Annotated in this window: 30 protein-coding genes; 17 read left to right on the top strand and 13 right to left on the bottom strand. The window is 60.2% G+C overall.

Annotated features, from left to right (window positions below; all coding sequences use genetic code 11):
• Window positions 1-33 precede the first annotated feature (33 nt).
• On the bottom strand, window positions 34-618 hold the full coding sequence (locus WA367_RS02420) for a hypothetical protein (protein WP_336055206.1): 585 nt from the start codon (window positions 616-618) through the stop codon (window positions 34-36).
• Window positions 619-698: 80 nt separating this feature from the next.
• On the bottom strand, window positions 699-824 hold the full coding sequence (gene ykgO / locus WA367_RS02415; protein WP_007008283.1) for a type B 50S ribosomal protein L36: 126 nt from the start codon (window positions 822-824) through the stop codon (window positions 699-701).
• A 209-nt stretch (window positions 825-1,033) separates the two neighbouring features.
• Here ykgO and WA367_RS02410 point away from each other — a divergent pair, with 209 nt between their 5' ends.
• Window positions 1,034-1,429, top strand: a complete 396-nt coding sequence (locus WA367_RS02410) for a lysozyme inhibitor LprI family protein (protein WP_336055205.1) — start codon at window positions 1,034-1,036, stop codon at window positions 1,427-1,429.
• A 16-nt stretch (window positions 1,430-1,445) separates the two neighbouring features.
• Here the strand turns inward: WA367_RS02410 and WA367_RS02405 are convergent, their stop codons facing one another.
• From WA367_RS02405 to WA367_RS02395, 3 genes are all read right to left on the bottom strand, one after another.
• Window positions 1,446-2,522 (bottom strand): 5-(carboxyamino)imidazole ribonucleotide synthase, encoded by a 1,077-nt coding sequence (locus WA367_RS02405; protein ID WP_336055204.1) that lies wholly within the window; start codon window positions 2,520-2,522, stop codon window positions 1,446-1,448.
• Window positions 2,519-3,010, bottom strand: coding sequence for a 5-(carboxyamino)imidazole ribonucleotide mutase (gene purE / locus WA367_RS02400; RefSeq protein WP_336055203.1), 492 nt, complete (start codon window positions 3,008-3,010; stop codon window positions 2,519-2,521). Before purE ends, WA367_RS02405 begins: the two co-directional genes overlap by 4 nt.
• A 128-nt stretch (window positions 3,011-3,138) precedes the next feature.
• The gene (locus WA367_RS02395; RefSeq protein WP_336055507.1) at window positions 3,139-3,396 is read right to left on the bottom strand and encodes a YdcH family protein; all 258 of its coding nucleotides are present in this window, start codon (window positions 3,394-3,396) and stop codon (window positions 3,139-3,141) included.
• Window positions 3,397-3,559: 163 nt separating this feature from the next.
• Between WA367_RS02395 and WA367_RS02390 the strand changes: the two genes are divergently transcribed.
• On the top strand, window positions 3,560-3,739 hold the full coding sequence (locus WA367_RS02390) for a YdcH family protein (protein ID WP_336055202.1): 180 nt from the start codon (window positions 3,560-3,562) through the stop codon (window positions 3,737-3,739).
• A 116-nt stretch (window positions 3,740-3,855) separates the two neighbouring features.
• On the opposite strand, the gene WA367_RS02385 is transcribed toward WA367_RS02390, so the two are convergent.
• Together WA367_RS02385 and WA367_RS02380 are read right to left on the bottom strand one after the other, a co-directional pair.
• Window positions 3,856-5,106, bottom strand: coding sequence for an MFS transporter (locus WA367_RS02385; RefSeq protein ID WP_336055201.1), 1,251 nt, complete (start codon window positions 5,104-5,106; stop codon window positions 3,856-3,858).
• A 100-nt stretch (window positions 5,107-5,206) separates the two neighbouring features.
• Window positions 5,207-5,401 carry a DUF1192 domain-containing protein gene (locus WA367_RS02380; protein ID WP_336055200.1) on the bottom strand — a complete coding sequence of 65 codons (195 nt, stop codon included), beginning with the start codon at window positions 5,399-5,401 and terminating at the stop codon, window positions 5,207-5,209.
• 155 nt (window positions 5,402-5,556) lie between these two features.
• On the opposite strand from WA367_RS02380, the gene WA367_RS02375 reads away from it, so the two are divergent.
• Complete coding sequence (locus tag WA367_RS02375) at window positions 5,557-6,537, top strand: NAD(P)H-quinone oxidoreductase (RefSeq protein ID WP_336055506.1); 981 nt, start codon at window positions 5,557-5,559, stop codon at window positions 6,535-6,537.
• A gap of 3 nt (window positions 6,538-6,540) precedes the next feature.
• Here the strand turns inward: WA367_RS02375 and WA367_RS02370 are convergent, their stop codons facing one another.
• From WA367_RS02370 to WA367_RS02355, 4 genes are all read right to left on the bottom strand, one after another.
• Window positions 6,541-7,119: a GNAT family N-acetyltransferase gene (locus WA367_RS02370; RefSeq protein WP_336055199.1), complete on the bottom strand. Its 579-nt coding sequence runs from the start codon at window positions 7,117-7,119 to the stop codon at window positions 6,541-6,543.
• A 100-nt stretch (window positions 7,120-7,219) separates the two neighbouring features.
• The gene (locus WA367_RS02365; RefSeq protein ID WP_336055198.1) at window positions 7,220-7,960 is read right to left on the bottom strand and encodes a Bax inhibitor-1/YccA family protein; all 741 of its coding nucleotides are present in this window, start codon (window positions 7,958-7,960) and stop codon (window positions 7,220-7,222) included.
• Between the two features lie 210 nt (window positions 7,961-8,170).
• Window positions 8,171-10,669, bottom strand: coding sequence for an ABC transporter permease (locus WA367_RS02360; protein ID WP_336055505.1), 2,499 nt, complete (start codon window positions 10,667-10,669; stop codon window positions 8,171-8,173).
• 112 nt (window positions 10,670-10,781) lie between these two features.
• Entirely contained in the window at window positions 10,782-11,477 is a 696-nt protein-coding gene (locus WA367_RS02355; RefSeq protein ID WP_336055197.1) for an ABC transporter ATP-binding protein, read from the bottom strand.
• Window positions 11,478-11,554: 77 nt separating this feature from the next.
• Here WA367_RS02355 and WA367_RS02350 point away from each other — a divergent pair, with 77 nt between their 5' ends.
• Both WA367_RS02350 and thpR read left to right on the top strand, forming a co-directional pair.
• Window positions 11,555-12,262: an arylesterase gene (locus WA367_RS02350; protein WP_336055196.1), complete on the top strand. Its 708-nt coding sequence runs from the start codon at window positions 11,555-11,557 to the stop codon at window positions 12,260-12,262.
• A 39-nt stretch (window positions 12,263-12,301) separates the two neighbouring features.
• Window positions 12,302-12,898, top strand: coding sequence for an RNA 2',3'-cyclic phosphodiesterase (gene thpR / locus WA367_RS02345; RefSeq protein WP_336055195.1), 597 nt, complete (start codon window positions 12,302-12,304; stop codon window positions 12,896-12,898).
• Here the strand turns inward: thpR and WA367_RS02340 are convergent.
• On the bottom strand, window positions 12,802-13,320 hold the full coding sequence (locus WA367_RS02340) for a low molecular weight protein-tyrosine-phosphatase (RefSeq protein ID WP_336055194.1): 519 nt from the start codon (window positions 13,318-13,320) through the stop codon (window positions 12,802-12,804). The two genes, thpR and WA367_RS02340, sit on opposite strands and share 97 nt — an antisense overlap.
• Before the next feature lie 39 nt (window positions 13,321-13,359).
• On the opposite strand from WA367_RS02340, the gene WA367_RS02335 reads away from it, so the two are divergent.
• The 4 genes from WA367_RS02335 to WA367_RS02320 all read left to right on the top strand — a co-directional run bounded on the left by WA367_RS02335 (window position 13,360) and on the right by WA367_RS02320 (window position 16,204).
• Window positions 13,360-13,650 carry a 4a-hydroxytetrahydrobiopterin dehydratase gene (locus WA367_RS02335; protein ID WP_336055193.1) on the top strand — a complete coding sequence of 97 codons (291 nt, stop codon included), beginning with the start codon at window positions 13,360-13,362 and terminating at the stop codon, window positions 13,648-13,650.
• Between the two features lie 47 nt (window positions 13,651-13,697).
• Window positions 13,698-14,075 (top strand): YkvA family protein, encoded by a 378-nt coding sequence (locus WA367_RS02330; protein WP_336055192.1) that lies wholly within the window; start codon window positions 13,698-13,700, stop codon window positions 14,073-14,075.
• A 258-nt stretch (window positions 14,076-14,333) separates the two neighbouring features.
• Window positions 14,334-14,834, top strand: coding sequence for an invasion associated locus B family protein (locus tag WA367_RS02325; protein ID WP_336055191.1), 501 nt, complete (start codon window positions 14,334-14,336; stop codon window positions 14,832-14,834).
• 146 nt (window positions 14,835-14,980) lie between these two features.
• Complete coding sequence (locus WA367_RS02320) at window positions 14,981-16,204, top strand: argininosuccinate synthase (protein ID WP_336055190.1); 1,224 nt, start codon at window positions 14,981-14,983, stop codon at window positions 16,202-16,204.
• Between the two features lie 251 nt (window positions 16,205-16,455).
• Here the strand turns inward: WA367_RS02320 and WA367_RS02315 are convergent, their stop codons facing one another.
• Window positions 16,456-17,271 carry a lytic murein transglycosylase gene (locus WA367_RS02315; protein WP_336055189.1) on the bottom strand — a complete coding sequence of 272 codons (816 nt, stop codon included), beginning with the start codon at window positions 17,269-17,271 and terminating at the stop codon, window positions 16,456-16,458.
• A gap of 195 nt (window positions 17,272-17,466) precedes the next feature.
• On the opposite strand from WA367_RS02315, the gene WA367_RS02310 reads away from it, so the two are divergent.
• From WA367_RS02310 to arsB, 8 genes are all read left to right on the top strand, one after another.
• Window positions 17,467-18,144 (top strand): DUF1236 domain-containing protein, encoded by a 678-nt coding sequence (locus tag WA367_RS02310; protein ID WP_336055188.1) that lies wholly within the window; start codon window positions 17,467-17,469, stop codon window positions 18,142-18,144.
• Between the two features lie 287 nt (window positions 18,145-18,431).
• Window positions 18,432-19,985 carry a signal recognition particle protein gene (gene ffh / locus WA367_RS02305; RefSeq protein ID WP_336055187.1) on the top strand — a complete coding sequence of 518 codons (1,554 nt, stop codon included), beginning with the start codon at window positions 18,432-18,434 and terminating at the stop codon, window positions 19,983-19,985.
• A gap of 12 nt (window positions 19,986-19,997) precedes the next feature.
• Window positions 19,998-20,318, top strand: coding sequence for a chorismate mutase (locus tag WA367_RS02300; RefSeq protein WP_336055186.1), 321 nt, complete (start codon window positions 19,998-20,000; stop codon window positions 20,316-20,318).
• Between the two features lie 87 nt (window positions 20,319-20,405).
• A complete protein-coding gene (rpsP, locus tag WA367_RS02295) occupies window positions 20,406-20,813 on the top strand; it encodes a 30S ribosomal protein S16 (protein ID WP_336055185.1) in 408 nt (135 codons plus the stop codon).
• Window positions 20,814-21,083: 270 nt separating this feature from the next.
• Window positions 21,084-21,911 (top strand): ferredoxin--NADP reductase, encoded by an 828-nt coding sequence (locus WA367_RS02290; RefSeq protein ID WP_336055184.1) that lies wholly within the window; start codon window positions 21,084-21,086, stop codon window positions 21,909-21,911.
• Between the two features lie 136 nt (window positions 21,912-22,047).
• Complete coding sequence (locus WA367_RS02285) at window positions 22,048-22,380, top strand: ArsR/SmtB family transcription factor (RefSeq protein ID WP_336055183.1); 333 nt, start codon at window positions 22,048-22,050, stop codon at window positions 22,378-22,380.
• A gap of 10 nt (window positions 22,381-22,390) precedes the next feature.
• Window positions 22,391-22,915 (top strand): arsenate reductase ArsC, encoded by a 525-nt coding sequence (locus WA367_RS02280; protein WP_336055182.1) that lies wholly within the window; start codon window positions 22,391-22,393, stop codon window positions 22,913-22,915.
• The gene (gene arsB / locus WA367_RS02275) at window positions 22,912-23,976 is read left to right on the top strand and encodes an ACR3 family arsenite efflux transporter (protein ID WP_336055181.1); all 1,065 of its coding nucleotides are present in this window, start codon (window positions 22,912-22,914) and stop codon (window positions 23,974-23,976) included. Before WA367_RS02280 ends, arsB begins: the two co-directional genes overlap by 4 nt.
• Window positions 23,977-23,979: the final 3 nt, after the last annotated feature.

Genomic DNA, 23,979 nt, shown 5'->3' with positions numbered 1-23,979 from the left:
AATTACAACCTTAATTTGCCATTCAATCCCGCGTCACAGCCGCTCATCCGTCCGATCATCAGTGATCTCGATGAGCGCGCGTTGCGCATTGCGCTGCATCGGATAGACGTCAAGCATGCGCCGATAGACGCCAAGCGCCTGCTCTTCCAGCCCCTGCGAGCGCAGGATGCCCGCCACACCTGCCATTGCCTCGAAATGCCGCGGCTCCATGGACAGCACGCGATAGAAATCGGCCATCGCCTGGCCCGTCTCACCCTGCATCAGGTGGATGGTCGCGCGTGCATTATAGCCGTTGGCATAATCGGGATAGAGCAGCGTGACCTGGTCGATGAGATCAAGCGCCACATGGAAGCGGTCTTCGCGCGCCGCCTCCCGCGCCCAGCCGATCAGAAGCTCCGCCGTTGCACCGCCCTGATCGTCCCATGCATCGCGGATCTGCTCGGCAATGCGTCGGGCAGCGGCTTCATTGCGTTCGGCGCGCAGGCGCGCATAGAGCCCGTCGAGCCGCTCACCCGCAGTGAAGCCGGAGGTCTCTTCTCCCGTGACCTGAGCATGGGCGAAGGTTGCGGGCAGCACCGCGAGAAGAAGAGAAGCGAATATTGAGCGCATCAAAGACATGAGGGGCAGCCTAGCCGCCCCTCATGTCCAAAAAAAGTCAAATCTGCATAATCAGGCTGGCAAAGATGCCAGCCGCAGCATCAGCCCTGGCGCGCCTTGAAGCGCGGGTTGGACTTGTTGATGATGTAGATACGGCCCTTGCGACGCACCATGCGGTTTTCACGATGGCGGGTCTTGAGCGCCTTGAGCGAGTTCTTGATCTTCATTGTTCTTGCCTGTCCATCAGCCCTGCGGCACGTGGCCGTGGCCAGCGCCTCACAACAAAGCGCGCCTTGAATTGCGGGCGCGCCTGAATTCGCATGTGGCTTTAACGGAGGTTCCGCCCTTCTGTCAAGCTTGCCCCGGCACACAAACCGGCTTTAAGTCCCTGGCAGCCGGATATGCGGCTTCTTCATTATCGAACAAGGACTTTTCAATGACCTACCGCTTCTTCGCCACCGCGAGCCTTCTGCTCTCAACACTTGCCCCTGCGGCCGCACTGGATTGCACCAATGCGAATACGCAAGCGGAAATGAACCAGTGCGCCGGCGAGAGCTTTCAGGAGGCCGATCAGGCTCTGAACCAGGCTTATGGCGATCTGATCGGGGGCTACGGCGAACAGGAGGACCTGAAAGAAGCGCTGCGCGAGGCCCAGCGTGCCTGGATCAGGTTCCGCGATGCGGAATGTGATTTCCGCACCTTCTCCAGTCGCATGGGCTCCATTTATCCCACCTTGCGCGCCGGCTGTCTTGAAGACCTGACCCGAGCACGCACCGAACAGTTGCGCGAAGCAGGACAATGCGAGGAAGGCGACCTGTCCTGCAACCGTTGACAGGCAGCGCCAAAGGCTAGCGCTTCAATCGCGTAAAGTGCCCCATCTTGCGGCCGGGCCGGGCTTCGGCCTTGCCGTAAAGGTTGAGCACGACGTCCGGCTCGCTCGCCAATATCGGCAGACGATGCTCATAAGCGCCGAGGAAGTTTTCCATCTCGCAATCGGCCAGCCGGCGCGTCGTGCCAAGCGGCATGCCGGCAACGGCGCGGATATGCTGCTCGAATTGTGAGCAGCTACAGGCCGCTTCCGTCCAATGACCAGAATTATGGACGCGCGGAGCGATCTCGTTCACGATCGGCCTACCGTCTGGAAGAACGAAGAACTCGACGCCGATCACGCCCACATAATCAAGTGAGGTCAGGATCTGCTCGGCTATGCTTCGCGCAGCCGCAGCCGTGTCGGCGCTGCAGGCTGCCGGTACGATTGATTGATGCAGAATGCCGCCCCGATGAATGTTCTCTGCCGGATCATAGCTTGCGACAGAGCCATCCGTGCCGCGCGCCGCAATGACCGAGATCTCACGGTCAAACTGCACGAAACCTTCAAGAATGAGCGGAACACTCCCCATCTCGGCAAAGACGTTATTCGCCTCTGCGACAGTAGCATCGCGAAAGACGCGCTGCCCCTTCCCGTCATAGCCGAAGCGGCGCGTCTTCAGGACGCCATTTCCCCCAAACGCCTCAAGTGCGGCCTCAAGCCCCGCCTGATCGTCCACCGATTTGAAGGGTGCCGTTTCGATGCCGCTGGAATTGAGAAAAAGTTTTTCGGCCAGACGGTCCTGCGCAGCTTCCAGCGCCTCCGGCGGCGGATAGACCGGTTTCGCCTCGGCGAGACTGCGCGCGGTGATGACGGGCACATTCTCGAACTCGTAGGTGATGACATCACTGATTTCGGACAGGCGCTTCAGTCCATGAGGGTCATCATAAGCCGTCGCGATCAGCTCCCCCGCCACCTGACCGGCAGGGCAGTCTTCCTGCGGTTCGAGAACGGCAGTGCGATAGCCAAGCCGCGCCGCGGCGGTAACAAGCATGCGCCCGAGCTGGCCGCCGCCTAGAATTCCAATCGTGCTACCGGGGGGAAGCGGCTTGCTCATGCGTCATCCACCGGTGTTTCCGCAACCTTCGCCGCCTGATCCGCGCGCCATTTGTCGAGTCTGTCGGCCAGCGCGGCATCATTAAGCGCAAGCACTGCTGCCGCCATCAAACCCGCGTTGACGGCACCCGCGCGACCGATCGCAAGCGTGCCAACCGGAATACCTGCCGGCATCTGCACGATCGAAAGCAGCGAATCCTGTCCCGACAGCGCCTTGCTTTGTACCGGAACGCCGAAGACGGGTAGCGGCGTCAGCGCTGCCGCCATGCCGGGAAGATGGGCGGCACCACCTGCGCCTGCAATAATGACCTTGAAGCCTTCATCCCGCGCGCCCTTGGCGAACTCATAAAGACGGTCGGGTGTGCGATGAGCCGAAACGATGCGCGCATCAAAACCGATCTCAAGCGCCTCAAGGGTCTCTGCCGCATGACGCATTGTGGCCCAGTCCGACTGGCTGCCCATGATGATGGCGACATCGTTACGCTTCATGATGATCCTCATCCGCCCGAATTTGGAGATCGCTTAGCGCATTTCGCGCGCGAGGCAAATGTCTGAAGGGCCGCGCAAGCGCCTCGCAAGCGATGAAAATGCACCGAAACTCGCGCATGAAGCGCGAATCAGGCGATGATGTCGGGAATGATCTGGTCTTCCAGTTCCTGAAGGCGATCCTTCAGGGACAGCTTTTTCTTCTTCATGCGCTGGATCTGGAGCGGGTCGCAACCCGTCGCCATCATTGCGTTGATGGCCGCGTCAAAATCCGCATGCTCCTGCTTGAGGCGGGCAAATTCCAGCCGGATATCGGCCTGATCCTGATCCGAATGATTCACGGTACGAAAAGCTCCGCTCGGTGCTGAAAACCCTGCCGCAGCACGCATCGCCGCGCGGGCCATGGCCCCATATCACATTTTGCCGACGAGCGGAATCCTACCACGGAATGTTCGACAAGCGGCCACACGAATGGCACACTTGAAATCTACCGTCTGATCTGGGGCGGGTTGGCGTTCAGACGGACCACGAGGAACGGAAGGAGAGCCTACCATGTCGCTTGATTCACATCTTGAAGAACTGCAGCGCAAGCACGGTGATCTTCAGCGTGAAATCGACGAAGCATTATTGCATCCCTCGGTGGACGAGCTTGAAATAGCCAAGCTCAAACGGCGCAAGCTGGCGATCAAGGACCAGCTTGAAAATCTGCGAAAACCGCATACTCACCACTGACATAGCCAACCAAGCCGGGCACGTGACTGTCCGGACCATTTCCACCGCGGTACGGCACCCGTGCCGCGGTTTTTATACATCCGTGTGACAGCGCATGTGGCCGTTGCCGCGTCCGCCTAGAATTGCTGATCTTCTTCGTCCACACGCGGGTCGAGCACGATGGTCTGCGGCGTGACCGTGCGCTCCGAAGGCAACGCGGTAAACGCTTCCCTTTCTTCCACCGGTACGGGCGCACGCTGTGCAACGCGGAAGAGCGCGTAACCGGCCACACCCAGATGGGCGACACCCGTCACCAGGAACAGGCTCTCGGCGCGCAGGAATTGCATCAGGATACCCGCAAGGATTGGCCCTGCCATCGTGCCCGCCCCGTAAAGCAGAAGCAGGCCGCTGGAGACCTTCACGAAATCGCTGGCATCCGCGTGGTCATTCGCATGGGCCACTACGATGGAATAGAGCGTGTAGGCCAGCAGACCGTAAAAAGCTACGAGGCCAATGATGACTGTCCCTGAGCGTGGCGCCATGGCAAAGATGACTAATGCGACCAGCGCCGACCCGATTGCCGCGCCAGCCAGCACATAGCGACGGTCCGTCCTGTCAGATAAACGACCGGCTGGCAGCTGCGCCAACGCGCCGAAAAGCACCGCTATGCTCATCATCACCGCGATCTCAAGCGTGCTTATGCCGACTTCCGCGCCATAGACCGCACCAAGCGTGCCCCACGCCCCATTTGCGATGCCAATCAGGAGACAGCCGACAAAGGCGACCGGCGAATTGGCATAGAGCCCTTTCAGATCAATGGAGACATCCGCCAGCGGCGCAGGCGTGATGGCGGTGGAAACGGCCGTCGGCAATAGTGCCAGACAGAACAGAATACCCGTGAACATGAAGAGCAGCGCATTCGACACATCGCCCAGCGTCACGACCATCTGCCCGACCATGATCGCGGCATGGGTTACCATCATGTAGACGGCGAAAACGCTGCCGCGCGTCTCATTGGTGGCGCGCTCATTGAGCCAGCTTTCGATCACCATGAAGGCTCCAGCCATGGTGAACCCGGTCCCCACCCTCAGCACGAACCAGAAGATGGGATCGATGAACATGCCGGACAGCAACGCGATGATGGCGGCCATCGCTGCAAATGCGCCGAATGCACGGACATGCCCGACGCGCCGCACCAGCCGCGGCGCCAGGAAGCAGCCTGCGATGAAACCTCCGGCCCAGGCCGTACCCAAAAGGCCCAGTGAAGCTGTCGAAAATCCTTCAATCTGCCCGCGCAACGGGAGCAACAGTCCATGCAGGCCGGACGCACTGAGCAGAAAGGCGGTACCGAAAAGCAGTGCAACAATGGAGCCGATGGAGGAAATCATGAGCGTACCGTGAAATTGAGGCCTGTACGGCGATGAAAAATGTCAGTGGCTGCGGGGCACGAGTGCAGGCAAAGCGATCTGGTTGCTTGCCCTCGCATATCTAGCCGTTCTTGAACAGCGCCTCCGCCGCCGCCTTTGTCGTGTCTCGAGATGCAATTTCCTTCTCGATTCGCGTGATTTCTTCTCTCAGCAACTGAGCGATCTGCTCCAGTTCGCCGACGGAGATGCCGTAGAGATCCTGCCCTGGCTGGAAACGCCGCGCACTGCGTGTGGTTTCGTCGTCCGGGTCTGCCATGTTCATCCCTCCATTTGCCGAGTGGCAGCTTGCACCATAAATAGGCAAGTCCGCACGATTCAATTCGCGCGGAATGTGGTGCCAGTTTGGCAGCCCCGACGCCTGCCAGCAATGCAAGGATGGTCCTGATGCCAGTAGCCAGTCTCCCAGAGAAGATGACCGCAATCGCGATCAGCGAGCCCGGCGGCCCTCGCGTGCTCAAGCCGGTGGAGCGCCCCGTGCCGCGTCCGGGCGAGGGAGAGATCCTGATCCAGGTAAAGGCTGCAGGCGTTAACAGGCCAGATGTTGCGCAGAGGCAGGGGCTCTATCCCCCGCCCCCCGGCGCCTCCGAACTTCCCGGGCTCGAAGTTTCCGGCGTGGTTGCGGCATGCGGCGCCAATGTCCGCCGCTGGCAGGTGGGTGATGAGGTGACGGCGCTGGTTCCCGGCGGCGGCTATGCCCAATACTGCCTGACGCATGAGACCAATGCGCTACCCATACCCCACGGCTTCACCTTCACCGAGGCAGCGGGGATTCCCGAAAACTACTTCACTGTCTGGCACAACGTCTTTGAACGCGGTGCTCTCAAGGATGGTGAGACTTTTCTTGTTCATGGCGGCTCGTCGGGCATCGGCACAACGGCCATACAGCTTGGAAAGGCCTTCGGCGCGCGGGTTTTTACCACTGCCGGTTCCGACGAGAAGTGCCATGCCTGTAGGGAACTGGGGGCCGACCGCGCGATCAACTACAAGACGGAGGATTTCGTCGAGGTCATCAAGACCGAAACCGACGGTCGCGGCGCGGATGTCATCCTCGACATGGTTGGCGGGGACTATGTGAACCGCAATTATTCTGCCGCGGCACTGGACGGCCGCATCGTTCAGATCGCCTTTTTGGGTGGAGCAACGGCGGAAGTAAATTTCTCCAAGCTCATGGTCAAGCGCCTGACCCATACCGGTTCAACACTTCGCCCCCGCTCGACAGCCTTCAAGGGCCGTATCGCAACCGAATTGGAAGCTCATGTCTGGCCGCTTCTGGCTGCGCGCAAGATCGCACCGGTGATGGACATGATCTATCCGCTCACGGAAGCATGGCGGGCGCATGAGCACATGGAAGAGAGCAACCATATCGGCAAGATCGTGCTCGACGTGGCCTGACGATCAGGCCCTTGCAAGCTCGCTCTTGCGGAAATGGAGTTCCGGCACGCTGTCTGGATCAGGGGCGGTCGTGTTACCGCCATTAAGCTCAAGCTGCATGAAGGTGGTGTCGAGCCAGCGGCCATGTTTGTAGCCGCTGCCGATCAGAACGCCGCAATGGGTGAAGCCGCAGGCCGTGTGAAGGCGCACTGACGGGCTCTTCTCCGAACCATCCCCGATCACCGCCAGAAGCTGGCGGTAGCCGCGTTCGCGGCACTCTTCGATCAACGCATGCATCAGCTTCTTGCCGATGCCCTTCCCCTGCGCGTCCGGTGCCAGATAGATCGAGTCTTCCACCATGAAGCGATAGGCCGGCCGCGCGCGAAACGGTCCGCCATAGGCGTAACCCAGAACCACATCATCCTCACAGGCCACGATGAAGGGATACCCCTCGCCCGTCAGCGTGTCGAAGCGCCGACGCATCTCCGCCACATCCGGCGCTTCCAGCTCATAGGTCGCCGTTCCATGGTCCACGGAATGGGCATAGATGCGGGTGATAGCCGGAATATCATCGACTGTTGCGGGGCGGATGGAGATGTTCATGGCGCTCTCTTGGATGAGGTACGCCGCTATTTCGCACCATCACCGCCAAAAGAAAAGGGCGGCCCGAAGGCCGCCCTCATCGAATGCCTATACCAACCTGCTATTCGCGATTGCCCAGGAACTGGAGCAGGAACATGAACAGGTTGATGAAGTCGAGATAGAGCCGCAGTGCACCCATGATGGCCTTGCGACCGGCGACAAGCTTGCTGTCACCCTCGTAATACATTTCCTTGATCTGCTGCGTGTCATAGGCGGTGAGGCCGGCAAATACGAGCACGCCGATCACGGAGATCGCAAACTGCAGGGCGCTGGAGCCCAGGAAGATGTTCACGATCGAGGCGATAATGATGCCGATCAGGCCCATGAACAGGAACGAGCCCATGCCCGAAAGGTCACGCTTCGTCGTGTAACCCCAAAGCGACAGCGCACCGAAGGATGCCGCCGTGATGAAGAAGGTGCGCACGATGCTCTCGCCCGTATAGACGAGGAAGATCGTGGAGAGCGACAGACCAACCAGCGCCGAATAGACCCAGAAAGTCGTCTGCGCTGCCGGTACGCTCAGCTTGTCAATGCGGAAGCTCATGAAGAACACGAGCGCGAGCGGTGCAAGGATCACGACCCAGCGGAACGCGCTGGCATAGATCAACTGTCCGAATGCCGTCAGCTGGCCATCAGACACAGCCATATTGTAGGTGGCCAATGCGGCAACGCCTGTCAGAGCCAGGCCAATTGCCATCAGGTTGTACACCTTGAGCATATAGGCGCGCAGGCCCTCGTCTATGGCCGCGTCGGCACGAGCGCCGGTGGCCACACGCGCCTGGTAATTGCGAAGGTCAGCCATTGAATTCCTCTTTCTAGCTACTCTCCCGTCCGGTGTCGGCTCGATCAGCCGCTCGCCGCTGGCGGGAGTCCAGCATGCGTGTTGTAAATATGATAGCTGTTTGTGTCCGCGACAAGACCTTCAACCGCGCATTTCGCGGGGCTGCGACATCTTCTTGCACTTCATCCGCGCAATTCGCGACAGGGTTAACGAAATCCTGCCGCGCCAGCCTCACAAATTGCGCAACACAGGTGCCGCCTTGTGGCCTAGCACGCGCCAGGTGCCGATGAGACCGAAGCCCACCGTCATGACCAGCGCCAGCAGGATCGTGAACAGTGCCACGTCGGGCAGGAACACCCAGGGCAGCGTCATGATCTGCGCCACAACAAACCAGGCGGCAGCCGTTCCGGCCAGGAGAGCGAACACGGCGGTAGCAAGCCCCAGCAGCATATATTCGAGCGCGAAGGCCGAAATAAGCGTGCGCCGTGGGGCGCCCAGCGTCTTGAGCACCACCGCATCATGCACACGCGCACGATTTCCCGCTGCCAGCGCGCCGGACAGCACCAGAACCGAGGCGATCAGCGCCACCGCCGCAGCGGCACGGATAGCTGTTGCAAGCTGCCCCACCAGAGAGTTCACCACATCCAGCGCATCCTTCACCCGCACTGTGGTAACGGTCGGAAGATTGCGGGTGACCGCGTTGAGCAAACCGGCCTCATCCTCGGGCGTCGCGCTTTCGTCCGTCAGCGTCGCAAGCCATGCGTGAGGTGCGCCTGCAAAGGTGTTGGGCGAGAAAACCATGACGAAATTCATCGCCAGCGTTTCCCATTCCACCTGCCGGAAGCTGGCAATCTTCGCCGTCACGCTGCGGCCAAGCACATTCACGGTAATGGTGTCGCCAAGCTCGAGCCCAAGCTCGCTGCCCTCTTCCGCGGTGAACGATACAAGCGGCTCACCGGCATAGTCCGCCGGCCACCACTCGCCTTCGCTCAAGGTCGAGTTTTCAGGCTGGTTGATCGCATAGGTCAGGCCGCGATCGCCACGCAGAACCCAGCCGCCTTCGGCCGGTGGCGTGATTTCGCGCACATCGACACCATTGAGAGCCGTGATTCGACCTCGCAGCATCGGCACCTTGATCAGCTTGCCATCAGGCGTCTGCTCCTCGACGATCTGCGTGAACTGGTCGACCTCATGGGACTGGATGTCGACAAAGAAGAAGTTCGGCGCGATGTCCGGCAGATTGCCGGAGATCTGCCGGCGCAGATTGCCGTCGATCATGGCAAGCGTGGCAAGAAGCGTTAGGCCGAGACCGAGCGCCAGCACCACGGAAGGTGTGAGAGCACCGGGGCGGTGGATATTGCCTACCGCCAGCCTTAGCGCCGTGGAGCGGATCCGTGGCGCACGTCGCGCAAGCCACTGCACACCTATGGCAACCACGCGAAGTATCAGGAAGGCTGCGATCATGCCGCCGACGAAGACACCGGCAACGCGCTTGTCTTCCGCATAGGCGATCGCAAGCCCTGCCAAAAGGGCTGCAAGCCCGGCTGAAACAATCAGATAGGAAAGACGCGGCCACTGCCCCGGCGCTATTCCCATCTCACGGAAAAGTGCGGTCGCGGGCACATCACGCGCACGCCCCAGTGGCAACAGTGCGAAGGAGAGCGTCGTGAGAATGCCAAATACCGCAGCAAGCCCGAGCGCCAGGGGATAGATGCTTGCCTCACTGGGCACCGGCAGCACGGAAGCAAGGGCCGCACTGGCCGCAAAAGGCATCAGAACCGCCAACACAAGGCCGATGGCAATGCCGATCAGCGCGATGATCATGATCTGGATCAGATAGACCGAAACCACGAACCCGGCAGAAGCACCAAGGCTCTTGAAAGTGGCGATGACCGTTCGCTTGCCGTCAAGATAGGCGCGAACCGCATTGGCAACGCCAACACCGCCGACCACCAGCGCTGTCAGCCCGACAAGCGTGAGAAACTGCGAAAACCGCTCGACATTGGAGGCAAGCGAAGGCGCTGCGTTCTGGCGCGTTCGAACGCTCCAACCTGCCTCGGGGAAAAGCCGGCTCGCTTCGTCGCGCAGCTCACGCAGCTCAGCATCCGAAGCAGCATCTGCGAGCCGTATCTTGTAGGTATGTTCCACCAGACTGCCCGGCTGAACGAGACCGGCAGCTTCCAGTCCCTCGACCGACAACATTAGACGCGGCGCGAAACCGAAACCGTCAGACACGGCATCCGGCTCGCTCTCGATCACGGCACGCAGCTCGAAGGTCGCATTGCCCAAAAGAAGCTGGTCGCCGATCTGAAGCCCGAGCCGGTCAAGCAGAAGCGGTGCCACCGCTGCACCGAAGACGTCTCCATTCGCGCCGAAGAGGGCCTCATGTGAGAGCACAGGTGCTGTCTCGAGCGTGCCGTAAAGCGGATAGGCGTCATCGACAGCCTTGGCTTCGACCAGCGTCTGATCCGTGCCATCGGGAAGGCGCGCCATGGAGCGCATATGGGCACTGACGGCGACCTCGCCGAGGCTGGTCAGCCACGCCAGCTCATCTTCAGTTGCGATGCGCTGATTGAGCTCGAAGCGGATATCGGCACCCAGCAGCTCCTGCCCCTGCTCGTTCACAGCACTCTGGATGGAACTTGCAACGGAATTGACCCCGCCAATGGCGGCAACACCAAGCGCAATACAGGCGAGGAAAATGAAAAAGCCCGAAAGCCCTCCGCGCATCTCTCGCAGCGCGAAGCGAAGCGCCAGGCGCGCACCGGTCAATCCGCCAGTGCGAAAACCACCGGTCGTATAATCGCCCTGCAGCGCGGCAGTGTGTGTCTCGGCCATTCGCCTACTCCGCCGCCTCTTTCGCCTGCTCGGCCTCGATACGGCCCGAGCGCATGGAGACCTGGCGATCACAACGTTGCGCCAGCGTGGGATCATGCGTCACCAGCACAAGCGTCGTTCCTCGCTCACGCGCCTTTTCGAACAGAAGATCGGCAATCTGCCGCCCCGTCGCCTGATCGAGATTGCCTGTCGGCTCATCCGCAATCATGATGGCGGGAGCCGGCGCGAGAGCACGGGCGATTGCCACGCGTTGCTGCTCACCACCTGACAACTCTCCAGGATAATGCGTCACGCGATCCTTCAGCCCGACGGCAGCAAGCTCTTGTGCAGCCTGCCCGAACGGATCGCGATGCCCGGCAAGCTCCAGCGGAACCGCTACATTTTCCAGCGCCGTCATGTTCGGAATCAGGTGAAAGGACTGAAAGACGATGCCGATGGTGCGCCCGCGAAACGCGGCAACCTCGTCTTCCGTCATGCCGTGCAGTCCCTGTCCGGCAACATGAACCTCCCCGCGATCAACCCGCTCAAGCCCCGCCATGACCATCAGGAGCGTCGACTTGCCGGAGCCCGAAGGCCCCACGATTGCCGTGGATTGGCCTCTTTCGACCTGCAGGCTGACATCCTTGAGTACGTCTACCGATGAAGCACCTTCTCCAAGGCGCAAGCGAAGATTCTTGAGGGCGATCACGGGTACTGTCACTGGCGGGTCGTCCTATATAGACAGAAGGGTCGGGCTGTAAGCTGACGTCAGAACCCGGCAAATATGGGATGTGCCAGATGCTATTGAAAGACTTCCGCAGTTTTAATTCGGCCAGAGCGGCCATTCTGGTACTTCTTGTCGCGCTTCTCTCGACAGCGCCCTTCGCTGCAAGAGCTGAGCCTATCACGATCGTCGCACTGGGCGACAGCCTCATGGCGGGCTATCAGCTTCCACCCGGCGAAAGCGTGCCTGATCGCTTGGAAGAGGCCCTTCGCGACAAGGGATACGAGGTCGAGATCGCAAATGCGGGTGTCTCCGGCGACACGACCTCCGGCGGCCTGTCCCGCCTCGACTGGTCCGTGCCCGAAGATGCTGATCTCGTGATCGTGGAACTGGGTGCCAATGACATGCTGCGCGGCATCACGCCTGATTCGACGGAGAAGAACCTTTCTCAGATCATCGACCGTCTGAAGTCGCGTGGGCAGACAGTGCTGCTGGCGGGCATGTATGCGGCACCAAATCTTGGGTCCGACTACCAGGACAAATTCAACGCCATTTTCCCGCGCCTGGCAGAGGAGAAGGACGTTGCCTTGATGCCCTTTTACATGGAAGGCGTGGCGGCCGAGCGTGACCTGCTTCTATCTGACGGCATGCATCCCAACGAGGCCGGCGTCGCGAAGATCGTTGAGAACCTCCTGCCCCATATCGAGCCCTTGCTTGTGAAACAGTCTGCGGACAACTCGGCCGAGAGCAAGAAACTGCTTGCCCCACCCGCGGAAGAATGATTCGCTCCTTATCAGACATAAAGATTCGAGGAGGCCGCCATGCCGCGCCTGTTTACCGCCCTCGAGATTCCGCGCGATGCCGCGCTGTCACTCTCGCTCTTGCGAGGTGGTCTGCCGGGAGCCCGCTGGATCGATGTCGAAAACTACCATCTGACATTGCGCTTTATCGGTGATGTGGAAGGGCACGTCGCCGACGAGGTTGCCAATGCGCTGGATAGGGTTCGGCGGCCTTCCTTCAATCTGACGCTGTCAGGCGTCGGCGCCTTCGGCCAGAAGAAGCCGCACTCCATATGGGCGGGCGTGGCCGCATCACCCGATCTATATGCTCTGCAAGGCGAAATTGCCCGCATCTGCCAGCGGTTGGGGCTCACCCCCGATCCGAGAAAATTCACCCCGCATATCACGCTGGCAAGGCTCAGAAATTCCAACCCGCATGAGGTGGCACATTATCTGTCGGCTCGCGGGAACTTCCTGACAGCACCGTTCAGGATCGGGCGCTTCGTTTTGATGTCGTCACGAGACTCGGTGGGAGGTGGCCCTTATGTCATCGAGGAAGCGTGGCCATTGATGGCAGCGGAGGTTCCCCGCTCGACAAGTCTTCTGGCCAATGCTTCGGACGCTTCGCGGATCATCTGATAGACGGCTTCAAAACCCTCGTCACGACCGTAATAGGGGTCGGGGATATCCTGCTCGCCCAGACCCGCATACTCCATGAACAGATGCGCCTTGCGGGGCGCATTGAGGGGGCTCAGCTGGCGCAGAACTCTCAGATTGCGAGCATCCATGCTCAGGACGAGGTCAAAGCGGCTGAAGTCGGCAGCCTCCACCTGTCGTCCGCGCAGCGCGCTTATGTCGATGCCATGACGCTTTGCCACCGCGATGGCACGAGGATCAGGGGCGCAGCCAATATGCCAGGCGCCGGTACCCGCTGAATCGATGCGAACGGCATCCGCCAGACCGCGTTCACTCGCGACTTCCCTGAATATGCCTTCAGCCAATGGAGAGCGGCAAATATTGCCAAGGCAGACAAAAAGCACTGAAATATTCTGATCAAGCACGAGCGCCCCAACCCAGTTTTTAGATGGAATACTCCTACAATGGCACAAAAGAAGTTGGATGCGAAAGCTATCGAAAGCGTGATGGCGGAGTTGGAGGGCTGGGAGCTGTCGCCCGACGGCAAAGCCCTGAGCCGCGCCTACAAGTTCAGCAATTTTTCCCAAGCCTTCGCCTTCATGACCCGCGTGGCGCTGATAGCGGAGAAACTGGATCACCATCCGGAATGGTCGAATGTCTATAACCGTCTCGAAATCCGGCTCACGACCCATGATGCAGGCGGGCTGAGCGAACGCGATATCGCGATGGCCCGCGCCATAAACAAGCTGTCTTAGGCGCCGCATGATCTTGCATATTAAACTGCGCCACCCACATTTGCCCCATGACGGATGAAGTAAAGATCGGCGAAATCCTCGAGCCTGGCGACGAGCACGAAAACCGTGCGCGCGAAGATCGCGTACGCGCCAAGTTCTGGAAGACGGCACGCAAGGCTGCGCGGCAGCTCCCCTTCATGGAAGACCTGGTTGCCGGCTATTTCTGCGCTCTGGACCGCCAGACGCCCACGCGTGTTCGCGCAATCCTTCTGGCGGCGCTTGCCTATTTCGTCCTGCCGTTCGATACCGTGCCCGATTTCATCCTGGGCCTGGGCTTCACCGATGATGCGGCCGTTCTGGCGGCTGCGCTCAACATGGTGCGAAACCACATTACGCCCGCCCACCGCCTTGCAGCCCGACAGGCGCTGGAAGACGAGCAGAGCTGAGCACCCCGGCTGCGGCGTTTCTCGCGCAAACCAGTCAAATTCTTGCCTTTTTCATCCGCTTGAACGGTTGATATGGGGCATAGGGGCGTTCACGATGAGCGTCGGAATCGAAACTTTGGGGGCGCGATGCGGCAGGTGCGGATGCTGCTTCACCCTTTGGTAACCCTGATTAAATAATGATGAAGTGAACTTCATCGCGGACAAACACTCCCGTCCCGCACTCGTCATTCACGGCAGACAAAGATACGGTCAACAAAAATGCGTGGAATTATCTCGTCGCTCATTCTTCTCGCCGCTGTCGCCACGGGTGGTTCGGCATTCGCTCAGGCCAAGGCGGTTTCCCAGCACAATGACTGGGGCGTCTACAGCTACCAGTCCGACAACGGCAAGGTTTGCTATGTCATGAGCGTGCCGAAGGCAAAGACCCCGGCGAGCCTCAATCACGGCGATATCTTCTTCTTCGTCAGCCAGAAGCCGGGCCAGAACGTGGCGTACGAGCCGCAGTTCATTGCCGATTACACTCTTCAGGAAGGCTCCAAGGTCACCGTCACGGTCGGCAACCGCAGCTTCACCATGTTTACCCAGGGCAAGTCCGCCTGGTTGGAAAATGCTGCTGAGGAGCCGCAGCTTGTTGCGGCCATGAAGGCCGGTGCCGACATGAAGATCGCTGCCAAGTCCGGCCGAGGCAATGATACCGGCTACACCTTCTCGCTTTCAGGTGTCACTGCAGCACTCAACGCGATCCAGAACTGCAAGTAAATCCTTCGGGGCGCCCCGGCGCCCCGAACCCTTGCACGGGCAGCTTGTCTTGCTCCCGCGTCTTTTCCTGATAAAAGTCGGGCCGAATTCTTCACTCGCCGCACCGGCGATCTGGGGCACCAGGCACCACAATACCGGAAAAGACCATGGCTGATCTCAAAGACGTAAAGAAGGTCGTGCTTGCCTATTCGGGCGGGTTGGACACCTCCATCATCCTCAAATGGCTTCAGACGGAGCTTGGCGCGGAGGTCGTGACCTTCACCGCCGATCTTGGTCAGGGCGACGAACTGGAGCCCGCGCGCAAGAAGGCCGAACTGCTCGGCATCAAGGAAATCTACATCGAGGATGTTCGCGAGGAGTTCGTACGCGACTTCGTCTTCCCGATGTTCCGGGCCAATGCGCTCTACGAGGGCGTCTATCTGCTGGGCACTTCCATCGCCCGCCCCCTCATTTCCAAGCGCCTCGTCGAAATCGCAGAAGAAACCGGAGCTGATGCTATTGCTCACGGTGCAACCGGCAAGGGCAACGATCAGGTTCGCTTCGAACTTTCCGCCTATGCGCTGAACCCCGACATCAAGGTGATTGCCCCCTGGCGTGACTGGACCTTCAAGTCCCGCACCGACCTTCTGAACTTCGCCGAGGCACATCAGATTCCGGTGCCGAAGGACAAGCAGGGCGAAGCCCCCTTCTCCGTAGATGCCAACCTTCTGCACTCCTCTTCGGAAGGCAAGGTGCTTGAGGATCCATGGGCCGAGCCTCCGGAATATGTTCACCAGCGCTCCGTTTCGCCCTTTGACGCTCCCGACGAGCCGACCGAGATCACGATCCAGTTCGAGAAGGGCGATGCGGTTGCCATCAACGGAGAAGCGCTGTCGCCGGCAACGCTCCTCGCCCGCCTGAACGATCTGGGCCGCGACAACGGCATCGGTCGCATCGACCTCGTCGAAAACCGCTTTGTCGGCATGAAGTCCCGCGGCGTCTACGAGACCCCCGGCGGCACCATCCTGCTCGCAGCCCACCGCGCGATGGAATCGCTCACGCTCGACCGTGGCGCTGCTCACCTGAAGGACGAGCTGATGCCGCGCTATGCAGAGCTCATCTATAACGGCTTCTGGTTCTCGCCTGAGCGCGAGATGCTGCAGGCAGCCATCGACAAGAGCCAGGAAGACGTGGAAGGCGAAGTCCGCCTCAAGCTCTACAAGGGCAATGTCATCGTTACCGGCCGCAAGTCCGACAAATCCCTCTATTCCGACGCCCTCGTGACATTCGAGGACGATCAGGGCGCCTATGACCAGAAAGACGCAGCCGGCTTCATCAAGCTGAACGCCCTGCGCCTGCGTACGCTGGCGGCAAGAAAGCGCGGCCGGTAATCGGCAGGCTCAAGCACTCAACGAAAAGAGCCGGAGGCGATGCCCCCGGCTTTTTTTGTCGCCCCTTCGGGCCGATCGCTCTGCCGGCCCTACGCTATGGCTCCGGGCGTTCGTCGCTCAGAAAGCCAAATCATTGGTTTTCTGTCCGCTGCGCGGAGCGCTCTGCCGGCCCTACGCTATGGCTCCGGGCGTTCGTCGCTTAAATCGACAAATCTTTGTCGATTGATCGGCCCTGCCGGGCCGACCGCTCCTCACCCATCGATTTCCTTGGCGATGATGGCGATGGCCTTCTGGTAGACACCAGCGGCGTTCCAGCCTTGGATAGCCCGGAAGTTCGGCTGACCTGGCTGGTAACCGGCACCGGCACGCCAGCCATGGGCGCGCAAGAAGTTTGCGGTCGAGGCCAGTGCATCGGCTGACGAACGGATCATGTCGACGCGACCATCACCATTGCCATCAACGCCATATTTGAGCGCATTGCCGGGCAGGAACTGCGTCTGACCAATTTCGCCATGAGCAGCACCCTTGGCATCCGGGCTCATCATGCCGCGGTCGATCATGGTCAGCGCCCCATAGAGATGGCCGGTGAAGAACTCTGAACGGCGGCAGTCATAAGCAAGCGTTGCAACCGCAGAGAGGATGTTCTGGTTGCCAAGAAACCCGCCAAAGCCGGTTTCCATGCCCCAGATCGCCAGAAGCGGGCCGGCCGGTACGCCGTAGCGGCGCTCGATATTGGCCAGCATCTTGCCATGCTTCTTTTTCATGCTCTTGCCACGAGAGATGATCGCATTGGCTCCGCGTTTCTGCATGAAGCTTTCCAGCGAAAGCTTGAAGCTTCTCTGGCCGCGGTCGGCGGCAATGGTCTTCTTAGCATAGCGCGTCTGCTTCAACGCGCCCAGGGCGCGCTGGCCCACACCACGAGCTGCCGCTTCCTGGGTGAACTGCGCTTTCCAGTTTTCAAAGCCTGCAGCGTTGTTGCCGCATTGCGCGGCATATGCCCCACCTGACGCAAGCAACGCACCTGCTACCACTGTGGCAGCAAGTGCCATCCTGCCCCGCAAAGCCATGATTCTCTCCTTGATCGATGAAATTGATTTGTCGCGATGTTGCCAGCCTTCTGGCACAAAGTCACCAGAAGTGCGGCAGATGACCTCCGATTGCGGCGCGATTGTGCTTCAGGCGTGACTTCTTCGAGACACAGGGAACCGGAAGCCCCTCAAGATAGTTCGATGGCTCATTGGTTCTGGAGAAGGAGAATTCTCATGAAGACTTTCGCACTCAAGGCCGGCATTGCCGGTGCGGCATTGGTAGCCATGTCCGGTATGGCTGCCGCCGAGGTCATGGCCAAGGCCACCACCGACCTCAATATCCGTTCAGGCCCCGGTCCGCAGTATGAGGTGGTCGGTGTAATCGGCGCCAGCGAAGACGCAAATGTCGGTGGCTGCATCGACGGCAGCAAGTGGTGCCGTGTTTCGCATGACGGTGTCGAGGGCTGGGCATATTCCGACTATCTCACCGCATCCTTCGATAGCGGCGAGACCATTGTTCTAACCGAACGTCCGGCCACCGCCGTACCGGCTGTAACCTATGAATCCACCGCCAGCACCGGTGCCGGCGCTGCAGCCGGTGCCACCACAGGCGCAGTTGCAGGCGCGATCATTGGTGGCCCCGTTGGGGCAGTTGTCGGCGGCGCAGCAGGTGCTGTTGCAGGTGGCGCAGTCGATACGATCTCCGCACCACCGGCCGAGGTTCGTACCTATGTTCAATCCAACGCCGTAGAGCCGGTTTATCTCGAAGGTGAAGTGGTTGTCGGCGCAGGCCTGCCGGAGACGGTCGAGATCCGTGAGATCCCGGACTACGAGTACCGGTATGTCTATGTGAACGGTCAGCCGGTACTGGTTGAGCCGGAGAGCCGCCGCATCGTCTATGTGATGCGTTAATCGGTTCCAACTTGAGCTAAAAGCGCCGCCGGATTCCCTTCGGCGGCGTTTTTCTTGACTCAAGCGCGCAATTCCTGTTTAGAGCGCTGAACTTTCCGCGACGAGTGCAAACTCCGAGCAACCGACCAGGGCGCCTGTCTTCGATGACATCGATGGTGATCCTGGAGGTCAACACCCGGCAGCGCGATGCGCCCCCGGGTGCTTTTCGGCTGTTCGCAAGGGTTTAAGCCTGAGCGCGGAACCATTACTTCTCGGGTCAGACTGACTCGAGATCATGAGGAACGCGGATGTTTGAATCGCTTCAGGAGCGCCTTGGCTCCATCCTGAATGGCCTGACAGGCCGCGGCGCACTTTCGGAGACCGATGTCTCCGCCGCGCTGCGCGAAGTGCGCCGTGCGCTGATCGAGGCGGATGTCGCGCTTGATGTCGTGCGTTCCTTTACCGACCGCGTGAAGCAGAAGGCGGTCGGCGCCGAAGTTCTGAAGTCGGTGAAGCCTGGCCAGATGGTCGTCAAGATCGTCCATGACGAGCTTGTCGAGATGCTGGGATCGGAAGGCGAGACCATCGATCTCAATGCGCCTGCCCCCGTTGTCCTCATGATGGTCGGCCTGCAGGGTTCGGGTAAGACCACCACCACCGGCAAGATCGCCAAGCGCCTGACGGAGCGCCAGGGCAAGAAGGTCCTGATGGCCTCCCTCGACACCCGTCGTCCCGCAGCCCAGGAGCAGCTCAAGCAGATCGGCGAACAGATCGATGTGGCCACCCTGCCCATCGTGCCAAGTCAGACTCCTGTCGACATCGCCAAGCGCGCCGTTCAGGCAGCAAAGCTCGGCGGTCATGACGTCGTCATTCTCGATACCGCCGGCCGCACCCATATCGACGAGCCGCTGATGGTCGAGATGGCCGACATCAAGAAGTCGGCCAATCCGCATGAAATCCTGCTGGTGGCCGATTCGCTTACCGGTCAGGACGCAGTCAATCTCGCGACCAATTTCAACGAGCGCGTGGGCATAACCGGCCTCGTCCTCACCCGCATGGACGGTGATGGCCGTGGCGGTGCCGCGCTTTCCATGCGTGCGGTCACCGGCCAGCCGATCAAGCTGATCGGTGTCGGCGAGAAGATGGACGCGCTGGAGGAATTCCATCCCAAGCGCATCGCAGACCGCATTCTCGGTATGGGCGATATTGTCAGCCTCGTCGAAAAGGCTGCCGAGACCATCGACCAGGAAAAAGCCGCCGCGATGGCGAGGAAGATGCAGGAGGGGAAGTTCGACCTGAACGACCTCGCCGATCAGCTTCGCCAGATGCAGAAAATGGGCGGCATGGGCGGCATCATGGGCATGATGCCCGGGATGGGCAAGATGAAGGATCAGATGGCTGCCGCCGGTCTCGACGACAAGATGTTTGGCCGCCAGATCGCCATCATCCAGTCGATGACGCCGAAGGAGCGTTCGAATCCCGAACTCCTGAAGCATAGCCGCAAAAAGCGCATTGCCGCCGGCTCCGGCACGGATGCGGCCCAGATCAACAAGCTTCTGAAAATGCACCGCCAGATGGCCGACATGATGAAAGCCATGGGCGGCAAGGGCAAGAAGGGCGGCATGATGCGCGGCCTCATGGGCGGCATGGCCGGCAAGATGGGCCTTGGCAGCATGGGCGGCATGCCCGACCTGTCCAAGATGGACCCCAAGCAGCTTGAAGCCCTGCAAAAACAGGCCGAAGCCGCAGGTCTTGGCAAGGGCCTGCCCCAGGGCGGCCTGCCAAAAGGCCTTCCCGGCATTGGCGGCGGTGGTCTTCCAGGACTTCCAGGCGGCCTACCCGGCCTGCCGAAGAAGAAATAAGGGGGAGAGGGCATGGATCAGGCTAAGGCAAAGCTTCTGGAACTGCGCGCATCGATAGACAATATCGACGCCGCCCTTATCCATATGCTGGCGGAGCGCTTCCGCTGCACCAAGGCGGTGGGCCACCTCAAGGCCGAGCACGACCTTCCGCCTGCCGATCCGGCCCGCGAGGCCCAGCAGATCGAGCGTCTGCGCCGTCTGGCCGACGACGCCAATCTCGATCCCGATTTCGCAGAAAAATTCCTGAACTTCATCGTGAAGGAAGTCATCCGCCACCACGAGGCAATCGCTGAGAGCCACGGGAACGGCGAAGGGGAGAAGGCTGCGACCTGACCCCGCAACTATACGGGGCAGCTTGGCTCGCCCCAGCGCAATCCCGGCCCAAGAGGCCGGAACAGCCATTATCGAAAGGAAGAAAACATGGCACTGAAAATCCGTCTGGCCCGCGCGGGCTCCAAGAAGCGTCCTTACTACCACCTCGTTGTGGCTGATGTTCGTGCACCGCGCGACGGTCGCTTCATCGAGCAGGTCGGTTCCTGGAACCCGATGCTGCCCAAGGATGGCGAGCGTGTGAAGCTCAACGAAGAGCGCATCAAGCATTGGCTCGAAAACGGCGCCCTGCCGACTGACCGCGTGCTGCGCTTCCTCGCAGATGCCGGCCTTGCAGAGCGTCCTGAGCGCTCCAACCCGAACAAGGCAAAGCCGGGCAAGAAGGCTCAGGAGCGCATCGACGCTGCCAAGCAGGCTGAAGAAGAAGCCAAGGCTGCAGCAGCCGAAGCGGAAGCAGCAGCCAACGAGGCTCCTGCCGAAGAAGCTGCAAGCGAATAAGCTGCAGGTATTGATGGCGGGTCAATCACCCGCCATCTTCCGTTTCAGGGGCTGTATCCCCTCGAAAACGACGATTATTCCGCCGGGCAGCTCAAAGCTGGAAAGTCAAACCTTCTTTCAACGGCAGAGCTGGTATAGGCATTTCTGCGATTTTGGCGCGGGTATGGTCGCGCCCCTCATGCCTAAGATGATCCCGACGATCTCTGGCAAAGTGGCGCAGACGTCCTAAATGCGACCCAAAGCCGATCGTCCGAAAGGAAAACAATAGCGATGAACACCGCCGTGACGAACAAGATCGAGTCCGACCAGAAGCTGGAATTCCCCATTCCCGCTGGCGTCTATGCCGAGCGTGTCGTTTCGGTGAAACATTACACGGATCGGCTGTTCTCCTTCCGCATCACGCGCCCGCAGACCTTCCGCTTCCGCTCCGGCGAATTTGTGATGATCGGCCTGCCCAATGCCGAGAAGCCGGTTTTCCGCGCCTATTCCATCGCAAGCCCGAGCTGGGACGAGGAAGTGGAGTTCTTCTCCATCAAGGTGCCTGAAGGTCCGCTGACCCAGCATCTGCAGAAGATCCAGCCCGGCGACACGGTGCTGATGCGCCAGAAGTCGACAGGCACGCTGGTCAATGATGCGCTCACCCCGGCCAAGCGCCTCTATATGTTCTCTACCGGCACCGGGATTGCGCCTTTCGCAAGCCTCATCCGCGATCCGGATACATATGAGAAGTTCGATCAGATCATCCTGACCCACACCACGCGCGATGTCGCGGAGCTGGACTATGGCAAGGAACTGATCGAGGCGACCCGCAACGATCCGCTGATCGGCGAACTGACCGAAGGTCGCTTGCACCATTTCACCTCCACCACCCGCGAGGAATCGCCGGTAATGGGCCGCATCACGACCCTGATCGAAAATGGCGAACTGTTCCGCCATCTTGGAACAGAGCCCCTGAGCCGCGAGAACGACCGCGTCATGATCTGCGGCTCTATGGAAATGCTGAAGGACGTAAAGAACCTGGTTGAAAAGGCCGGCCTCGAGGAAGGCTCCAATGCCGCTCCCGCCGACTTCGTGGTCGAGCGCGCTTTCGTCGGCTGAACCGCAAAACAGGTTGCCATTGGATCTGGCGTCGTGCCCCGGCACGGCGCCTTTTTTGCTTTCCCGCCAAATCTTCCTTGCGCAACAGTCTCGGCACTGCTAGCAATCCAATTATTCCATATTTCTGGATATATCGATGGATCAGCATAAAGCAGTTTCAGCCTTCGCCGCGCTCGGTCACGAAACTCGACTGCATGTCTTCCGCCTGCTGATAAAGGCGGGTCCTGAAGGCATATCAGCGGGCCGCCTCGCCGAGCGTGCCGGCATTTTGCAGAACACGCTGTCAGCCCAGTTGAAGATCCTTGTGCAGGCGGAACTGGTCACCGCCGAACGCGACGGCCGCACAATCATCTATCGCGCCGACATGAGCGGGCTCGCCAGCCTGCTTTCCTTTGTGATGGAAGACTGCTGCAACGGCCAGCCTGAACTGTGCCGCCCTGTCATCGAGGCCATTACCTGCGAGTGCTAGGAACACCATCATGAGTGAGACACCCTTCAATGTCCTGTTTTTGTGTACCGGCAACTCTGCCCGATCCATTCTGGCAGAAGCCATCCTCAACCGCGTCGGACGGGACAGGTTCAAGGCCTGGTCTGCCGGCTCCAATCCGAAGGGAACGGTCCACCCATTCGCAGTCGACCTCCTTGTCCAGCTCAATCACGACATCAGTTTTGCCCGCTCCAAGGACTGGGCCGAGTTTGCCAATCCCGATGCGCCGAAACTCGATTTCGTCTTCACCCTCTGTGACAGCGCCGCCGAAGAGGCCTGCCCCGTCTGGCCAGGCCAACCGATGACGGCCCATTGGGGCCTGCCAGATCCGGCCGCTGCAACCGGCACCGAGGCGGAACGGCGCCTCGCCTTCGCCGATACCTATCGCATGCTCAACAACCGCATTTCCATCTTCACCGCCCTGCCGCTCGCCACGCTGGACCGCCTGTCTCTCCAGCGCCGCCTTGATGAAATCGGCAGCCAGACTTCCTCCAAGGACGCTCCGGAGCCCGCATGACCGACCACGCCCTTTCCTCTGACGCGCCCGCCGGCGGCATCGGCACATTCGAGAAATATCTCTCGGTCTGGGTCGCGCTTTGCATCCTGGCAGGCATCCTGCTCGGCAATCTGCTGCCCGGCCTTTTCGAGTTTCTGGCGGAGATTGAGTTTGCCTCGGTCAATCTTGTCGTGGCCATCCTGATCTGGGCCATGGTCTTCCCGATGATGGTGAATGTCGACTTCGCCAGCCTCAAACATATCGGTGACCGACCAAAGGGGCTGGTGCTGACCCTTGTGGTCAATTGGCTGATCAAGCCTTTCACCATGGCCGCCCTTGGCGTCTTCTTCTTCACCTATGTTTTCTCCGGCCTGATCCCGCCCGCAGACGCCGAACACTATATCGCTGGCCTGATCCTGCTTGGTGCGGCTCCCTGCACGGCCATGGTCTTCGTCTGGAGCCAGCTAACACGCGGTGATGCGACCTACACGCTCGTGCAGGTTTCGGTGAATGATGTCATCATGGTCTTCGCCTTCGCACCCATCGTTGCACTGCTGCTTGGCGTGACCGACATCGCGGTGCCGTGGGATACGCTGATCCTGTCCACGCTGCTTTATGTCGTGGTCCCGCTTGCTGCCGGTGCCTATGTGCGCCATCGCCTGCTCCAGCGCTCCAACGGCGACGCGGCAGCCGTCTCTGCCTTTACGGAAACGCTGAAGCCCTGGTCGATCCTCGGCCTGCTTGCCACCGTCACGCTTCTTTTCGGCTTTCAGGGCGATGTGATTGTGGAGAAACCGCTCATCATCGTCCTGATCGCGGTGCCGCTTCTCATCCAGTCCTACGGCATCTTCTTCCTTGCTTATGGCGCAGCCAAGGCCTGGAACGTGCCTTTCAACGTGGCCGCCCCCTGTGCCCTCATCGGCACCTCGAACTTCTTCGAGTTGGCGGTTGCCGTCGCCATCAGCCTGTTCGGGCTGAATTCCGGTGCGGCACTTGCAACCGTCGTGGGTGTGCTGGTCGAAGTACCCGTCATGCTGTCGCTGGTTGCCTTTGCTAACCGCACCCGCCACTGGTTCGAATAAGGA

Source organism: Nitratireductor sp. CH_MIT9313-5, from assembly GCF_037029545.1.
GTDB lineage: Bacteria > Pseudomonadota > Alphaproteobacteria > Rhizobiales > Rhizobiaceae > Chelativorans.
The sequence above is the reverse complement of the archived record's forward strand: the minus strand, read 5'-3'. Positions and strand labels throughout refer to the sequence as shown.

Excerpts from the sequence above, each read along its gene's own strand:
- WA367_RS02420 (WP_336055206.1), bottom strand. The coding sequence starts at position 618 with ATGTCTTTGATGCGCTCAATATTCGCTTCTCTTCTTCTCGCGGTGCTG.
- WA367_RS02310 (WP_336055188.1), top strand. The coding sequence starts at position 17,467 with ATGAAGACTTTCGCACTCAAGGCCGGCATTGCCGGTGCGGCATTGGTA.
- WA367_RS02370 (WP_336055199.1), bottom strand. The coding sequence starts at position 7,119 with ATGAACATCTCCATCCGCCCCGCAACAGTCGATGATATTCCGGCTATC.
- thpR (WP_336055195.1), top strand. The coding sequence starts at position 12,302 with ATGCCGCGCCTGTTTACCGCCCTCGAGATTCCGCGCGATGCCGCGCTG.
- WA367_RS02285 (WP_336055183.1), top strand. The coding sequence starts at position 22,048 with ATGGATCAGCATAAAGCAGTTTCAGCCTTCGCCGCGCTCGGTCACGAA.
- WA367_RS02410 (WP_336055205.1), top strand. The coding sequence starts at position 1,034 with ATGACCTACCGCTTCTTCGCCACCGCGAGCCTTCTGCTCTCAACACTT.
- WA367_RS02320 (WP_336055190.1), top strand. The coding sequence starts at position 14,981 with ATGGCTGATCTCAAAGACGTAAAGAAGGTCGTGCTTGCCTATTCGGGC.
- WA367_RS02290 (WP_336055184.1), top strand. The coding sequence starts at position 21,084 with ATGAACACCGCCGTGACGAACAAGATCGAGTCCGACCAGAAGCTGGAA.
- WA367_RS02350 (WP_336055196.1), top strand. The coding sequence starts at position 11,555 with ATGCTATTGAAAGACTTCCGCAGTTTTAATTCGGCCAGAGCGGCCATT.
- WA367_RS02330 (WP_336055192.1), top strand. The coding sequence starts at position 13,698 with ATGACGGATGAAGTAAAGATCGGCGAAATCCTCGAGCCTGGCGACGAG.
- purE (WP_336055203.1), bottom strand. The coding sequence starts at position 3,010 with ATGAAGCGTAACGATGTCGCCATCATCATGGGCAGCCAGTCGGACTGG.
- WA367_RS02365 (WP_336055198.1), bottom strand. The coding sequence starts at position 7,960 with ATGGCTGACCTTCGCAATTACCAGGCGCGTGTGGCCACCGGCGCTCGT.
- ykgO (WP_007008283.1), bottom strand. The coding sequence starts at position 824 with ATGAAGATCAAGAACTCGCTCAAGGCGCTCAAGACCCGCCATCGTGAA.
- WA367_RS02280 (WP_336055182.1), top strand. The coding sequence starts at position 22,391 with ATGAGTGAGACACCCTTCAATGTCCTGTTTTTGTGTACCGGCAACTCT.
- WA367_RS02325 (WP_336055191.1), top strand. The coding sequence starts at position 14,334 with ATGCGTGGAATTATCTCGTCGCTCATTCTTCTCGCCGCTGTCGCCACG.
- ffh (WP_336055187.1), top strand. The coding sequence starts at position 18,432 with ATGTTTGAATCGCTTCAGGAGCGCCTTGGCTCCATCCTGAATGGCCTG.
- arsB (WP_336055181.1), top strand. The coding sequence starts at position 22,912 with ATGACCGACCACGCCCTTTCCTCTGACGCGCCCGCCGGCGGCATCGGC.
- WA367_RS02335 (WP_336055193.1), top strand. The coding sequence starts at position 13,360 with ATGGCACAAAAGAAGTTGGATGCGAAAGCTATCGAAAGCGTGATGGCG.
- WA367_RS02390 (WP_336055202.1), top strand. The coding sequence starts at position 3,560 with ATGTCGCTTGATTCACATCTTGAAGAACTGCAGCGCAAGCACGGTGAT.
- WA367_RS02360 (WP_336055505.1), bottom strand. The coding sequence starts at position 10,669 with ATGCGCGGAGGGCTTTCGGGCTTTTTCATTTTCCTCGCCTGTATTGCG.
- WA367_RS02380 (WP_336055200.1), bottom strand. The coding sequence starts at position 5,401 with ATGGCAGACCCGGACGACGAAACCACACGCAGTGCGCGGCGTTTCCAG.
- WA367_RS02405 (WP_336055204.1), bottom strand. The coding sequence starts at position 2,522 with ATGAGCAAGCCGCTTCCCCCCGGTAGCACGATTGGAATTCTAGGCGGC.
- WA367_RS02375 (WP_336055506.1), top strand. The coding sequence starts at position 5,557 with ATGACCGCAATCGCGATCAGCGAGCCCGGCGGCCCTCGCGTGCTCAAG.
- WA367_RS02300 (WP_336055186.1), top strand. The coding sequence starts at position 19,998 with ATGGATCAGGCTAAGGCAAAGCTTCTGGAACTGCGCGCATCGATAGAC.
- WA367_RS02395 (WP_336055507.1), bottom strand. The coding sequence starts at position 3,396 with ATGCGTGCTGCGGCAGGGTTTTCAGCACCGAGCGGAGCTTTTCGTACC.
- WA367_RS02385 (WP_336055201.1), bottom strand. The coding sequence starts at position 5,106 with ATGATTTCCTCCATCGGCTCCATTGTTGCACTGCTTTTCGGTACCGCC.
- WA367_RS02315 (WP_336055189.1), bottom strand. The coding sequence starts at position 17,271 with ATGGCTTTGCGGGGCAGGATGGCACTTGCTGCCACAGTGGTAGCAGGT.
- rpsP (WP_336055185.1), top strand. The coding sequence starts at position 20,406 with ATGGCACTGAAAATCCGTCTGGCCCGCGCGGGCTCCAAGAAGCGTCCT.